The organism is Streptomyces sp. NPDC086787 (genome assembly GCF_044745865.1).
In the GTDB taxonomy this organism is placed as follows: Bacteria; Actinomycetota; Actinomycetes; order Streptomycetales; family Streptomycetaceae; genus Streptomyces.
Genome location: NZ_JBIVBC010000006.1, coordinates 195,469 through 207,986, shown reverse-complemented (window position 1 = coordinate 207,986; position 12,518 = coordinate 195,469). Strand labels below are relative to the sequence as shown.

Genomic DNA, 12,518 nt, shown 5'->3' with positions numbered 1-12,518 from the left:
GTGATGGCGGTGGCGTGCGGCACGATGGAGACATGGCAGCCACGAACGATCACCCGGGCGAGCACGCGGCACAGGACCCCATCAAGCTGATCGCCGTCCGCGAGGCGGCGCTCTCCGTGGACGAGGTGTTCCGGGCCGTCGGGGACGACGCGGCGGGTGGGATCGCGCTCTTCGTGGGAACCGTGCGCAACCACGACGGCGGGGCCGACGTGGACGGTCTCGGGTACTCGTGCCACCCGAGCGCCGAGGCCGAGATGCGGCGGATCGCCGAGAAGGTGGTCGCGGACCATCCGGTCCGGGCCCTGGCCGCCGTGCACCGGGTGGGGGAGCTCGGGGTCGGTGACATCGCCGTCGTCGTCGCGGTCGCCTGTCCGCACCGGGGCGACGCCTTCGACGCCTGCCGACGGCTGATCGACGATCTCAAGCACGAGGTGCCCATCTGGAAGCACCAGCGGTTCTCCGACGGCACCGAGGAGTGGGTCGGCGCCTGTTGACCCGTCCCAGTGACTCCGGTTGCGTAACCGAACCCCGGGCATGAGCGTTGTCAGTGCGAATGGTTAATCTGCTGATCAGTCAGTCGCGGACGCTTTGAGGGGTCGGGAGGCACGGCATGGCGGCGCTCGCCTGGTTGCTTATTCCGCTTGTTGCGGCGATAGGCGCCGGCCTGTGGGGAAGTTGGGCAAATCGGACTCGTCGGACCCGCAGCGACGGCCCGGAACTCGACGGGTACGCCCGGTTCCGGGAGGCCATGGAGCGGTCCCACTCCAGCACCTGAGATCCCGCACGGGGTGCCCTGACGGTGTGCTGACAGACACGTCCCGTACTGTCGAGGCATGCCACGCCGCACTGCGACGATGCTCGCCTCCACCCTGATGCTGATCGTGCTCCTGTGCGCGGGGCTGCTCATCCCCACGCCGTACTCGGAGATGTCCCCGGGCCCGACCGTGAACACCCTCGGCGAGCACGGGGGCGAGCCGGTGCTGCAGATTTCCGGACACCAGACCTACCCGAGCTCCGGAAACCTCAACATGACCACCGTCCGGGTCACCGGTGCCAACTACAAGATGAACCTGATCGAGGCCGTCTACGGATGGCTGGCACACGACAGCAAGGTCGTGCCGCACGACACGCTGTACCCGGACGGTCAGACCGAGGAGCAGTCCACCCAGGAGAACGCCGAGGAGTTCAGCCAGTCCCAGGAGAGCGCCAAGGTCGTGGCGCTCAAGGAGCTCGGCATCCCGGTCAAGTCCTGGGTGATCGTCTCGACGGTCGTCAAGGACTCACCGGCCGAGGGCAGGCTGCACGCCGGGGACGTGATCAACGCCGTGGACGGCACGGTGGTCAAGCAGCCGTCCGACGTGGCCAAGCTGGTGACCCGGCACAAGCCCGGCGAGAACGTCGTCTTCACCGTCGTCCCGGCCAAGGAGCAGGCCGCCGCCGAGAAGGCCCACCGCGCGGCGACCGCCACCGAGAAGGTCGCGATCACCACGGCGCCGTCCCACGACACCGGCGCCAAGCGGGCGATCGTCGGGATCTCCGCCGGTACGGACCACACCTTCCCGTTCACCATCGACATCAAGCTCGCCGATGTCGGCGGCCCGAGCGCCGGCCTGATGTTCGCGCTCGGCATCTACGACAAGCTCACCCCGGGCAACCTCACCGGCGGCAAGTTCGTCGCGGGCACCGGCACCATCGACGACGAGGGCACGGTCGGACCGATCGGCGGTATCGCGATGAAGACCGTCGGCGCACGCGACAAGGGCGCCCAGTACTTCCTCACGCCCGCCGAGAACTGCGCGGAGGCCGCGAAGGACACCCCGGGCGGCCTCACCCTCGTCAAGGTGAAGACCATGGACGACGCCCTCGGCGCCCTCCAGGACATCCGCGACGGCGACACCGCCGCCCTCCCGAAGTGCACCGACAAGGGCTGAGTGCACGGGCAAGGGCTGACCAGGGCTGACCCTCGCGAGAATCCGGTGTGACGGTACGAGGCCGGGGGCGCCCCTTGTTCGGGGGCGCCCCCGGCCTCGTACCGTCCAGGGAACGGAGAACCGACCGGAGTTCTCAGTCCGCGAAGGTCGCCGACAGCGCGTCCGCCAGACCCGGCACCAGGTCCGGGCCGGTGAGGACCTCGGTGGGCGTGTCCTTCTCGCGCAGCCGCACCGCCGCCTCACGGGTGCCGTCGCGCAGCACGGCGACCGTCATACGGACCTCCTGGCGCTCGGGGTGGCTCGCCACCCACTTGGCCAGCTTTGCCTCGCTCAGGCCCTGCGGGACCTGCGCCTCCGCGGACGGGGGAAGCATCAGACGCTCGACCGTCAGCGCACAGCCAGTCACGGCATCGGGCCAGGCGATCGTGCCGAGGAACTCGTCGAGCGCCTTGGACGTTGGAACCTCATCCTGCTCGATCGGGGTGAGACCGGTGGTCACGGACTCGTCCTCCAGGCCGAGCTGGGCCGCGAGGGCGGGTTCCTGGGTCCGCAGCTGCGTGGTGTCTACGAGGGCGAAGAGGCGAGCGGGCTGGTCCCAGCCGAGGCCGGAGGCGTACTCGTCGATTTCGAGTACGGCCCGGGTGAGCGGGTTCGCTGCCATGGGAGTGTTGGACATGGTCACAATCCTGCCTCGTTCCCACCCGGAATCGGGAACCGAGTAAACCGTGAGTAAGTTGCATAGGTGTGGGCCCGCGATCACGGCGGGCCATGGTGGGTCCACGAACACGAGGGCCTGACGGATCAACAGCGATATTCGAGGTGCGCACCTTGGCTTTCCAGATGCCGGACCGCGGCGGGGGCCCGACGGGGCCGCGGCGGATCAGAGTGGGCCGACCGTCCCGGCGGGCCCGGACCCTGCTCATGACACTGGGCGTCCTGGCCGTCCTCGGCATGGCGTTCACCATGTTCGCGGGCTTCTGGACGGACTGGCTGTGGTACCGCTCGGTGCACTACTCGTCCGTGTTCACCACCATGCTGTGGACGAAGATCGGGCTTTTCTTCGTCTTCGGTCTGCTGATGGCGGGCGCGGTCGGCTTCAACATCTGGCTCGCGCACCGGCTGCGGCCGCCGCTGAGCGCCATGTCCATGGAGCAGCAGAGTCTCGACCGCTACCGGCTGGGCATCGCACCGTACAAGACGTGGCTGCTGCTCGGCGTCACCGCGCTGGTGGGCCTGATCGCGGGAGCCTCCGCGGCCGGGCAGTGGCGTACCTGGCTGATGTGGGTCAACGGCGTGCCCTTCCACCAGAAGGACCCGCAGTTCCACCTCGACGTCTCGTTCTACGCCTTCGACCTGCCCTGGTACCGCTTCCTGCTGGGCTTCGGCTTCGCCACCGTCATCCTGTCGCTGATCGCCGCCGCGCTCACCCACTACCTGTACGGCGGGCTGCGCGTGACCAGCCCGGGCGCGCGCGCCACGGCCGCGGCGACCGGACACCTCTCGGTGCTCCTCGGCGTCTTCGTCGCCCTGAAGGCGGTCGCCTACTGGCTCGACCGGTACGGACTCGCCGTCAAGTCCAGTGACTTCAAGGCGACCGACAACTGGACGGGCCTCAGGTACGTCGACGCGCACGCCTATCTGCCCGCCAAGACCATCCTGTTCTGCATCGCCGTCATCTGCGCGCTGCTGTTCTTCGCCACCCTCTGGCGGCGCACCTGGCAGCTGCCGGTCATCGGCTTCGGCCTGATGGTGCTCTCCGCGATCCTCATCGGCGGCCTGTACCCGGCCATCGTGCAGAAATTCCAGGTCCAGCCCAACGAGCAGGCCAAGGAAGCCCCGTACGTCCAGAAGAACCTGACGGCGACCCGCGAGGCATACGGCATCGACGACGCCCAGGTCACCGATTACGAGGGCAAGAGCAACACCGAGGACAAGACCAGGCTCCGCAACGACGCGGCCGCCACGGCGAGCATCCGGATCATGGACCCGAACATCGTCTCGCCCACGTTCCAGCAGCTCCAGCAGATGCGGAACTACTACGGGTTCCCGACCAACCTCGACGTCGACCGGTATGCCACCAAGGACGGCAAGGAGCAGGACACCGTCGTCGGTCTGCGTGAGCTCAACCTGGCCGGCATCCCGAAGAACAACTGGATCAACGACCACTTCCGGTACACCCACGGATACGGCGTGGTCGCCGCCAAGGGAACCGAGGCGGACTCCGAGGGCCGCCCGGTCTTCACGGAGTACGACCTGCCGTCCCGCGGCGACCTCGGGACGTACGAGCAGCGGGTCTACTACGGCGAGAAGACCTCGACGTACTCGATCGTCGGCGGTCCCCAGAAGGAGATCGACTACTCCGACGACAGCGGCGAGAAGACCACCAGCTACCGGGCGAAGAGCGGGGTCAACCTCGCCAACCCGCTCAACCGGGCCGCCTACGCCGTGGCGTTCAACGAGCCGCAGATCCTCTACTCCGGAGCTATCGGCGAGGGCTCGCGGATCCTGTACAACCGCACGCCCAAGGAGCGCGTCGAGGCGGTCGCCCCCTGGCTCACCATCGACGGCGACGCCTATCCAGCGGTCGTCAACCACCGGATCCAGTGGATCGTCGACGCGTACACGACCTCCAACGGCTACCCGTACGCCTCCCGCACGACCCTCGGCGACACGACGGCCGACTCGCTGACCGCGACCAACAACTCGCGCGCGGTGGTGGCCCAGCAGAACCAGGTCAACTACATCCGCAACTCGGTGAAGGCGACGGTCGACGCGTACACCGGCGACGTCAAGCTCTACCAGTGGGACACCAAGGACCCGGTGCTCAAGACCTGGATGAAGGCGTTCCCGGACACGGTGCAGCCGAAGACCGACATCTCCAACGAGCTGATGGCCCATCTGCGCTATCCGCAGGACCTGTTCAAGGTGCAGCGCGAGCTGCTCACCCGCTACCACGTGACGGACGCGCAGACGTTCCTGACCGGCAGCGAGGTGTGGCAGGTGCCGGACGACCCGACCAACAAGTCGGGCAACGCGGTGCCGCCGTACTACCTGAGCATGAAGATGCCCGGCCAGTCCTCGCAGGCGTTCTCGCTCTCCACCACGTTCACACCCAACGGGCGTGACAACCTCAGCGCCTTCATGTCGATCGACGCCGAGGCGGGCTCGCCCGAATACGGCAAGATCAGAATCCTGAAGCTACCGACGAGCACAACGGTCAACGGGCCGAAGCAGGTTCAGAGCCAGTTCAACTCCGAACAGGACATCGCCTCGGTCATCAGCCTGCTCAGCCGGGGACACTCGGACGTGGAGTACGGCAACCTGCTCGCGGTACCGCTCGACGGCGGACTGCTGTACGTGGAACCCGTCTACGTACGCGGCGGCGGCCTCAAGTACCCGCTGCTGCGCAAGGTGCTGGTGAGCTACGGCAACAGCTATGCCTTCGAGGACACCCTCGACCAGGCGCTCAACAAGGTGTTCGGGGCACAGGCCTCGACCCCGACGCCACCGGACACCGGCACGGGCAAGCCACCGGCGGCGGGCAACGCCACCGTCCAGAAGGCACTGGGCGACGCCCAGAAGGCGTTCGACGCCGGACAGGACGCCCTGAAGAAGGGTGACTGGCAGGCGTACGGCCAGGCGCAGAAGGATCTTCAGGACGCGCTGCAGCGGGCCGCGGAGGCCCAGTCCGAGGGCGACAAGGCAGGCAAGCCCGCCTCCGGCGGTTAATGGCTGATCAAGACCGTCCCGCGCCGTGATACGGTTGGCACACAACGGCGCGGGGTGGAGCAGCTCGGTAGCTCGCTGGGCTCATAACCCAGAGGTCGCAGGTTCAAATCCTGTCCCCGCTACTGCGATCGAAGGCCCGGATCCTCAGAGGATCCGGGCCTTCGTGGTGTGGGAACGCATATTGCGGTCACTTGTACAGCGCGCCGCCGTGGGGAGTTGGCGCAGCTGTGTTTGACTTGTCTCTCTGTGGGCATGTCGACAAAACGCTGAAGTGACCTCCCGGGCTGCGGTATACCGGGTGTACCGAGGTTGCAGGTGGTGCGACGATGGACGTTATGGGGGACAAGGCAACTCTGTTGGAGACAGGGCGTTTTGTGCGGACTTCCGACCGTGTGCTGCCTTCCGGCCTCGTGCAGCCCTCCGAGCGGGACGGGGCAGGCGAGGCCGCGGAGGAGGCGCGTCAGCTGCTCGCCGTGGAGGCCGGCGACGTCGAGGCGATGAGTGTCCTCGGCGCCATGCTGCTGCGCCGCGGCGACCTCGACGGAGCCGAGCCTCATCTGCGTGCGGCCACCGCGGCCGGTGACCGGGCCGCCGCCAACAACCTCGGCGTCCTGCTGCACCAGCGCGGCTACCCCGAGGAGGCCGCCGGATGGTGGCGGATCGCCGCCGTGGCCGGCTCCGCGGCCGCCGCGCACGCACTGGGACGGCACCACCGGGAGCGCGGGGACGAGCCCGCTGCCGAGTACTGGCTGCGCCAGTCCGCCGAACAGGGTCACGCGCTGGGCGCGTACGCGCTCGCCGACCTGCTGGAGCACCGCGGAGCCGCCGGGGCCGAGCAGTGGATGCGGGCCGCCGCGGAGCGGGGGCACCGCGAGGCGGCGTACCGACTGGCGCGTGCGTTCGACCGCAAGGCCGGGACCGAAGGGGACGGCGACGCTGACAACGGTGTCGCGTCCGGCCCGTCGGCGGAGGCCGAGCAGTGGTACCGGCAGGCCGCCGCGCGCGGGCACCGGCGGGCCGCGCTGCACCTCGGGGCGATCCTGGAGCGGCGGGGCGAGCTCAAGGAGGCCGGACGCTGGTATCTGACCTCCGCCAAGGACGGCGAGGCGCGTGCCGCGTGCGCGCTCGGCTTCCTGTTGCGCGACGCGGGGGACACCGAGAGCGCGGCCGTGTGGTGGCTGCGCGCCGCGCAGGACGGCGACGGCAACGCGGCCAACGCGCTGGGCGCGCTGCACGCCGAACGGGGTGAGACTCAGACCGCCGAGCGCTGGTACCGGGAGGCCATGGAGGCCGGGGACGACAACGGGGCGTACAACCTGGGGCTGCTCTGCGCCGAGCAGGGACGCACCGGTCAGGCCGAGCAGTGGTACCGGCGGGCCGCCTACGCCGGACACCGGGAGGCGGCGAACGCGCTGGCGATCCTGCTGCTCCAGGGTGGGGACACGGCCGGGGCGGAGCCGTGGTTCTCCAAGGCGGCGGAGGCCGGGAGCGTGGACGCCGCGTTCAACCTCGGCATCCTGCACGCCGGACGTGACACCCGGGAGGACGCCGAGGCCGCGCTGCGCTGGTACGAGCGGGCCGCTGCCGCCGGTCACACGGAGGCCGCGCTCCAGGTCGGCATGGCGCGGCTGGGGGAGGGTGACGAGCAGGAGGCCGAGCGGCATCTGCGGTGCGCGGCGGGCGGCGGAAGCGCCGAGGCCGCCTACCGGCTGGCCGCCTTGCTGGATGCGCGACGGCCGCCCGCGCCCGCCCATGAACTCGGCGAGTCGGTGCACGAGAAGACCGAGTGCGAGGAGTGGTACGAGCGCGCGGCTTCCCAGGGGCACCGGCGCGCCCAGGTGCGGGTGGGGATGATGGCCGCCGCGCGCGGTGACGTCGTGGAGGCGGCGCGGTGGTACCGGGAGGCCGCGGAGGCCGGCTCCCGCAACGGGGCGTTCAACCTCGGACTCCTGCTGGCCCGTGAGGGCAGCGAGCCGGAGGCCGCGGTGTGGTGGACCCGCGCCGCCGACGCCGGTCATGGGCGGGCGGCGTTGCGGCTGGCCCTGGTCTACGCGCGTCGCGGTGAGCTGGCGGAAGGCCAGCGGTGGGCGGAGCGAGCGGCGGCTCTCGGCCCGGCGGAGGTCGGGGAACGGGCCGCCAGGCTGGGAGAGGCCCTGCGTTCCGAGCTCACCGCGTGACCCGAGGCTGCTCCAGACAAGTGATTTGCCTCTGCCCGCATCCTTGACGTAATGTTGCATTCATCGACGCGGGGTGGAGCAGCTCGGTAGCTCGCTGGGCTCATAACCCAGAGGTCGCAGGTTCAAATCCTGTCCCCGCTACTGAAGACGAAGGGCCCGGATCCTCACAGGATCCGGGCCCTTCGTGGTTCGTGCCTTGTGGTTCGTGGTTCGTGCCTTGTTCGGTCAGGCGGAGGCGCAGTTCGGGCAGGTGCCGCGGTACGTCACCTCGACGTCCGAGACCGTGAAGCCGAAGCGTTCCGTGTCCGGGAGGTCGGCGAGGGGGTTGCCGGACGGGTGGACGTCGCGGATCGCGCCGCACTGGGAGCACACCAGGTGGTGGTGCGGCTGGTGCGCGTTCGGGTCGTACCGCTTGGCCCGTCTGTCCGTGCTGACCTCGAGGACCTCGCCCAGGGAGACCAGCTCACCCAGTGTGTTGTAGACGGTCGCCCTGGAGATCTCGGGCAGCTTGGCCACGGCGCGTGAGTGGACCTCGTCGGCCGTCAGGTGGACATGCTCGCCGTCGAGAACCTCGGCCACGACACGCCGCTGCGCGGTCATCCGCCATCCGCGTCCGCGCAGCCGTTCCAGAAGGTCACTCATGGAAACCAGCCTAACAGCAGAGCAGGCCAAGTCCCGAATGGGTGTGAGTTTAGACTTCCTCTGATTTTAGACTGATTCCACTGGCTGTGGAGCCGGTGCCCAGCAGCGGATGATGTCGCGTACCGAGACGATCCCGGCGGGCTCGCCGCGGTCGAGGACGATGAGGTGGCGGAAGCCGCCGTGCGCCATGGCGCGGGCCGCCTCCTCCAGTGTCCACGTCGGTGCGGCGAACACGACGTTGTTGGTGGTGTGGGCGTCGGTGCGCTCCGCGTCCGGGTTCTGGCCGAGCCCCACGGCGTTGAGAATGTCCCGCTCGGTGAGGATCCCGATGCCACCGGCGTCGGGGTCGTGGACTATGGCGGCGCCCACGCGGCGGGCGGACATCAGGGCTGCGGCTTGGCGGAGGGTGTGTGCTGGGCCGATGGTGAGGACCATCGGGCTCATGGCGTCGCGGACGAGCATGGTCTGGAGCCACCTCCTAGGGAACCGCTGCGCTAGTTCAGCGATTCACAAGTTCACAAGTGGGGGTCCCTTCAGAGTGGCAGGTAAAGCGGGGGTCAACAAGAGGGCGCGCGCGGCCCAACGAGGGCGTGCGCGTGCGTCCCGTCCGGCTCACTGGCGCCGGTATTGAACCGGCGCACCAGTTTTGCCCCCCGCCTCCAGGGGACACGGTCGGTGAGTTTCCGTGGAGGTACCGAAATGAGTGCTGGAGAAAGAGCCAAGGCAAAGGCCGAACAGGTCGTCGGAAGGACCGTGCGGAAGGCGGCCCACGCGGTGCACAAACAGACCCTGGAGGCGAAAGGCGCGGCGCTGGAGGCAAGGGGCATGATGCGGGGCGCGAAGGAGCGGGCCAAGAGCTCCTTCAAGGGCTGAGAGGCCATTGGCGTGGGGTCGCGCAGGTCAGAGCCCTCAGAGCCTCCCTCAGAGCCTTCAGACCCCTGAGGGCGCTCAGTAGCGCTGGTTGAGATACCCCAGCAACTCGTCGTGCAGCGCTCCGTTCGACGCGGCCGCGTTGCCGCCGTGCGGGCCGGGGCGGCCGTCGAGGCCGGTGAAGGTGCCGCCGGCCTCGGTGACGATGATCGCGTTCGCGGCCATGTCCCAGAGTGACAGTTCGGGCTCGGCGCAGATGTCCACCGAACCCTCGGCGACCATCATGTAGGGCCAGAAGTCGCCGTATGCGCGCGTGCGCCAGACCTCGCGGGTAAGGTCCAGGAAGCCGTTCAGTCGGCCCTGCTCCTCCCAGCCGGAGAGCGACGAGTACGCGAACGAGGCGTCCGCCAGCCTGTTCACGCCCGAGACATGGATCCTGGACGCGGCGGACAGGCTGCGTCCGGTGAAGGCGCCGTGCCCCTTCGCCGCCCACCAGCGGCGGCCGAGCGCCGGCGCGGAGACGACGCCGACGACAGGCTGGAAGCCGCCCTCACCGGCCTCCATCAGGGAGATCAGGGTGGCCCAGACGGGGACCCCGCGCACGTAGTTCTTGGTGCCGTCGATCGGGTCGATCACCCAGCGTCGCGGGCCGGTGCCCTCGATGCCGTACTCCTCGCCCAGCACCGCGTCCCTGGGGCGGGCGCGCTGGAGCTGTCCGCGGACGAGTTCCTCGGCTGCCTTGTCCGCCTCGCTCACCGGCGTCATGTCCGGTTTGGTCTCGACCTTCAGATCGAGTGCCTTGAAACGGGCGGTCGTCGCGGCGTCGGCCGCGTCCGCGAGGACATGGGCGAGACGCAGGTCATCAAGGTACTCCGGCATGCCCCGAACGGTATCCGGCGCGGTTGCCGTGCGGCTACCGGGGGACCCGTCCGCGTCCGGCGGGAGACCGACGGCCCGCGCGCGGCGGCCGAGGGGCGCCCCCCGATGCCCTCGCGAACCCTTGACAGTGCATTCGCGCGCGTCAAATCTGGGCGCAGAGCCGCTCGCCCCAGGGAGGCGATATGCCTGCAGCGCGGGAATCCCTACTGGACGCCGCCCATACGGCGCTCGCGCACCGGCCGTGGTCCACCGTGCGGATGGTGGACGTGGCCGCGGCGGCCGGGGTGTCCCGGCAGACCCTGTACAACGAGTTCGGGAGCAAGGAAGGGCTGGCCCGGGCGCTGGTGCGCAGAGCGGCCGACGGATATCTCGCCGGGGTGGACCACGCCCTCACCCACGGCGCCGAGGCACGCGACCGGCTCACCGCCGCCGCCGAGTGGACCACCGTGGCCGCCCGGGACAACGCCCTGGTGCGCGCCGTGCTCACCGGATGCTGGAGCGAGCGTCTGCCCTCGCCGACGCTCTCCGCCGTGCCTTCCTCCTCGGCCGTACCGGCCCAGCGCCGGGCCGACGGCCCGCTGCCGTCGCCGGGCGAACTCGTGCAGATCGTTCGGGACCGGGCGGTGGCCGTGCTCGTCGGCGACGGCGCTGCCCGCGCGGACGGCGGCGAGCTGGCCAGGTCCTGCGAACTCGCCGTACGCCTCGCCCTGTCCTGCGTCGCCGCCCCGCCGGGCGAGGGCGGGGTCGCCGAACTGGTGCGCGGCGTGCTCCACGCTCAGCCCGTCGGACCCGGCTGAAGCGAGTGCGCCTGACGGGCCCGGCTGAGCGACGTCCGGCCGGGTTGTCAGTGCGACGAGCCCGACAGCTGGAGTCCGATCACCCCGAGGATGACCAGGCTGATCGACACGATCTTGAGCGTCGAGACCAGGTCGCCGAGGAAGATCATGCCGTAGATGGCCGTGCCCGCCGCGCCGATTCCGGTCCACACCGCGTAGGCCGGGCCGACGTCGAGTTTCCTCAGGGAGATGGTGAGCAGTCCGAAGCTGCCGAGGGCGAACGCGGCGAACGCGATGGTCGGCCACAGCCGGGTGAAACCATGGGAGAGCTTGAGGCACACGGCGAAGCCGGTCTCCAGAACTCCGGCCACGATGACCAGCAGCCACGCCATGTGGTCTCCTCCTGAAAGTCCGGCTCGGCAAATGTCCGGCCGGTGCGATTATGCACATGCCGGACTCGTGTCCAGCCAAACAACGCGGTGGTCACGCCCGCTCAGTCGCCTTCCGTGCGCTCCCGCGTCGCGAGCAGCCGGCGCAGCGAGTACAGCCGGGCGGGGTCCGCGTGGCCCTCGGCCACCCAGCCGTCCAGCCCGCAGTCCTGCTCGTCGTGGCTGCACGCGCGCGGGCAGCCCTCGGTGCCCGGCGCCAGGTCGGGAAAGGCGTGGATGACACGGGACGGGTCGATGTGCGCCAGGCCGAAGGACCGAACTCCGGGTGTGTCGACGACCCAGCCGTCCGCCGCGCTGAGCGGCAGGGCGAGCGCCGAGGTCGTGGTGTGCCGGCCGCGGCCGGTCACCGCGTTCACATGCCCGGTGATACGGCGTCGCTCCTCCGGGACCAGCGCGTTGACCAGGGTCGTCTTGCCGACGCCCGAGTGGCCCACGAAGGCCGTCACCTTGCCCTTGAGATGTGCGCGGACCCGGTCGGCCGCACCGCCGCTCTCCAGCTCCTCGCGGCTGGTCACGACATAGGGGATGTCCAGGTCGCCGTAGAGCTCCAGCAGCTTGTCCGACGGCGCCAGATCCGACTTGGTCATGATCAGGAGCGGTGTGAGGCCGCCGTCGTACGCCGCGACCAGACAGCGGTCGATCAGACGGGGCCGGGGCTCCGGGTCGGCCAGGGCCGTGACGATGGCCAACTGGTCGGCGTTGGCGACGACCACGCGCTCGAAGGGGTCGTCGTCGTCCGCCGTCCGGCGCAGGACCGAGGTCCGTTCCTCGATCCGGACGATCCGGGCGAGTGTGTCCTTCTTGCCGGACAGATCACCGACGAGGGCCACCCGGTCGCCCACGACCGCCGCCTTGCGGCCGAGCTCGCGGGCCTTCATCGCCATGATCGGGCGGTCGTCGACCAGACAGGTCAGCCGGCCGCGGTCCACCGTGAGGACCAGACCCGAGGCCGCGTCCTCGTGTTTCGGTCGGATGTTCGAACGCGGCCGGTTGCCCTTGCGGTTCGGGCGCTGGCGGATGTCGTCCTCGTCGGTGTGCTTGCCGTAGCGGCGCATGGCGGTGTGT

Annotated in this window: 12 protein-coding genes and 2 tRNA genes; 8 read left to right on the top strand and 6 right to left on the bottom strand. The window is 69.7% G+C overall.

Features of this window, described 5'->3' with window-relative positions; all coding sequences use genetic code 11:
• Positions 1 to 32: 32 nt before the first annotated feature.
• Positions 33 to 494, top strand: a complete 462-nt coding sequence (locus tag ACIPK3_RS17425; protein WP_402570512.1) for a molybdenum cofactor biosynthesis protein MoaE — start codon at positions 33 to 35, stop codon at positions 492 to 494.
• 339 nt (positions 495 to 833) lie between these two features.
• Entirely contained in the window at positions 834 to 1,931 is a 1,098-nt protein-coding gene (locus ACIPK3_RS17420) for a PDZ domain-containing protein (protein ID WP_402570510.1), read from the top strand.
• A 133-nt stretch (positions 1,932 to 2,064) separates the two neighbouring features.
• Here the strand turns inward: ACIPK3_RS17420 and ACIPK3_RS17415 are convergent, their stop codons facing one another.
• The gene (locus ACIPK3_RS17415; protein WP_402570509.1) at positions 2,065 to 2,607 is read right to left on the bottom strand and encodes a PPA1309 family protein; all 543 of its coding nucleotides are present in this window, start codon (positions 2,605 to 2,607) and stop codon (positions 2,065 to 2,067) included.
• A gap of 164 nt (positions 2,608 to 2,771) precedes the next feature.
• On the opposite strand from ACIPK3_RS17415, the gene ACIPK3_RS17410 reads away from it, so the two are divergent.
• The 4 genes from ACIPK3_RS17410 (at position 2,772) to ACIPK3_RS17395 (ending at position 7,978) form a co-directional block, all read left to right on the top strand.
• The gene (locus tag ACIPK3_RS17410; RefSeq protein ID WP_402570798.1) at positions 2,772 to 5,660 is read left to right on the top strand and encodes a UPF0182 family protein; all 2,889 of its coding nucleotides are present in this window, start codon (positions 2,772 to 2,774) and stop codon (positions 5,658 to 5,660) included.
• 48 nt (positions 5,661 to 5,708) lie between these two features.
• A tRNA-Met gene (locus ACIPK3_RS17405) sits at positions 5,709 to 5,782 on the top strand.
• Between the two features lie 204 nt (positions 5,783 to 5,986).
• The gene (locus tag ACIPK3_RS17400; RefSeq protein ID WP_402570508.1) at positions 5,987 to 7,837 is read left to right on the top strand and encodes a tetratricopeptide repeat protein; all 1,851 of its coding nucleotides are present in this window, start codon (positions 5,987 to 5,989) and stop codon (positions 7,835 to 7,837) included.
• 67 nt (positions 7,838 to 7,904) lie between these two features.
• Positions 7,905 to 7,978 (top strand) — tRNA-Met (locus ACIPK3_RS17395).
• Positions 7,979 to 8,062: 84 nt separating this feature from the next.
• Here the strand turns inward: ACIPK3_RS17395 and ACIPK3_RS17390 are convergent.
• Together ACIPK3_RS17390 and ACIPK3_RS17385 are read right to left on the bottom strand one after the other, a co-directional pair.
• Positions 8,063 to 8,479: a Fur family transcriptional regulator gene (locus ACIPK3_RS17390; RefSeq protein ID WP_402570506.1), complete on the bottom strand. Its 417-nt coding sequence runs from the start codon at positions 8,477 to 8,479 to the stop codon at positions 8,063 to 8,065.
• 66 nt (positions 8,480 to 8,545) lie between these two features.
• Positions 8,546 to 8,941, bottom strand: a complete 396-nt coding sequence (locus tag ACIPK3_RS17385) for a cyclic nucleotide-binding/CBS domain-containing protein (RefSeq protein ID WP_402570505.1) — start codon at positions 8,939 to 8,941, stop codon at positions 8,546 to 8,548.
• Between the two features lie 237 nt (positions 8,942 to 9,178).
• Here ACIPK3_RS17385 and ACIPK3_RS17380 point away from each other — a divergent pair, with 237 nt between their 5' ends.
• Positions 9,179 to 9,352 (top strand): hypothetical protein, encoded by a 174-nt coding sequence (locus tag ACIPK3_RS17380; protein ID WP_402570503.1) that lies wholly within the window; start codon positions 9,179 to 9,181, stop codon positions 9,350 to 9,352.
• A gap of 75 nt (positions 9,353 to 9,427) precedes the next feature.
• Here ACIPK3_RS17380 and hisN read toward each other — a convergent pair whose 3' ends face one another.
• Positions 9,428 to 10,228, bottom strand: a complete 801-nt coding sequence (hisN, locus tag ACIPK3_RS17375) for a histidinol-phosphatase (protein ID WP_402570501.1) — start codon at positions 10,226 to 10,228, stop codon at positions 9,428 to 9,430.
• Between the two features lie 182 nt (positions 10,229 to 10,410).
• On the opposite strand from hisN, the gene ACIPK3_RS17370 reads away from it, so the two are divergent.
• Positions 10,411 to 11,025 carry a TetR/AcrR family transcriptional regulator gene (locus ACIPK3_RS17370; RefSeq protein WP_402570500.1) on the top strand — a complete coding sequence of 205 codons (615 nt, stop codon included), beginning with the start codon at positions 10,411 to 10,413 and terminating at the stop codon, positions 11,023 to 11,025.
• A gap of 47 nt (positions 11,026 to 11,072) precedes the next feature.
• Here ACIPK3_RS17370 and ACIPK3_RS17365 read toward each other — a convergent pair whose 3' ends face one another.
• On the bottom strand, positions 11,073 to 11,396 hold the full coding sequence (locus tag ACIPK3_RS17365; RefSeq protein WP_402570498.1) for a DMT family transporter: 324 nt from the start codon (positions 11,394 to 11,396) through the stop codon (positions 11,073 to 11,075).
• A 101-nt stretch (positions 11,397 to 11,497) separates the two neighbouring features.
• Positions 11,498 to 12,508: a ribosome small subunit-dependent GTPase A gene (gene rsgA / locus ACIPK3_RS17360; protein WP_402570496.1), complete on the bottom strand. Its 1,011-nt coding sequence runs from the start codon at positions 12,506 to 12,508 to the stop codon at positions 11,498 to 11,500.
• Positions 12,509 to 12,518: the final 10 nt, after the last annotated feature.

Bases quoted from the DNA above. Each gene is read 5' to 3' on its own strand.
- ACIPK3_RS17390 (WP_402570506.1), bottom strand. From the start codon at position 8,479: ATGAGTGACCTTCTGGAACGGCTGCGCGGACGCGGATGGCGGATGACC.
- ACIPK3_RS17365 (WP_402570498.1), bottom strand. From the start codon at position 11,396: ATGGCGTGGCTGCTGGTCATCGTGGCCGGAGTTCTGGAGACCGGCTTC.
- ACIPK3_RS17370 (WP_402570500.1), top strand. From the start codon at position 10,411: ATGCCTGCAGCGCGGGAATCCCTACTGGACGCCGCCCATACGGCGCTC.
- ACIPK3_RS17425 (WP_402570512.1), top strand. From the start codon at position 33: ATGGCAGCCACGAACGATCACCCGGGCGAGCACGCGGCACAGGACCCC.
- ACIPK3_RS17415 (WP_402570509.1), bottom strand. From the start codon at position 2,607: ATGTCCAACACTCCCATGGCAGCGAACCCGCTCACCCGGGCCGTACTC.
- ACIPK3_RS17380 (WP_402570503.1), top strand. From the start codon at position 9,179: ATGAGTGCTGGAGAAAGAGCCAAGGCAAAGGCCGAACAGGTCGTCGGA.
- ACIPK3_RS17420 (WP_402570510.1), top strand. From the start codon at position 834: ATGCCACGCCGCACTGCGACGATGCTCGCCTCCACCCTGATGCTGATC.
- ACIPK3_RS17400 (WP_402570508.1), top strand. From the start codon at position 5,987: ATGGACGTTATGGGGGACAAGGCAACTCTGTTGGAGACAGGGCGTTTT.
- ACIPK3_RS17385 (WP_402570505.1), bottom strand. From the start codon at position 8,941: ATGCTCGTCCGCGACGCCATGAGCCCGATGGTCCTCACCATCGGCCCA.
- hisN (WP_402570501.1), bottom strand. From the start codon at position 10,228: ATGCCGGAGTACCTTGATGACCTGCGTCTCGCCCATGTCCTCGCGGAC.
- rsgA (WP_402570496.1), bottom strand. From the start codon at position 12,508: ATGCGCCGCTACGGCAAGCACACCGACGAGGACGACATCCGCCAGCGC.
- ACIPK3_RS17410 (WP_402570798.1), top strand. From the start codon at position 2,772: ATGCCGGACCGCGGCGGGGGCCCGACGGGGCCGCGGCGGATCAGAGTG.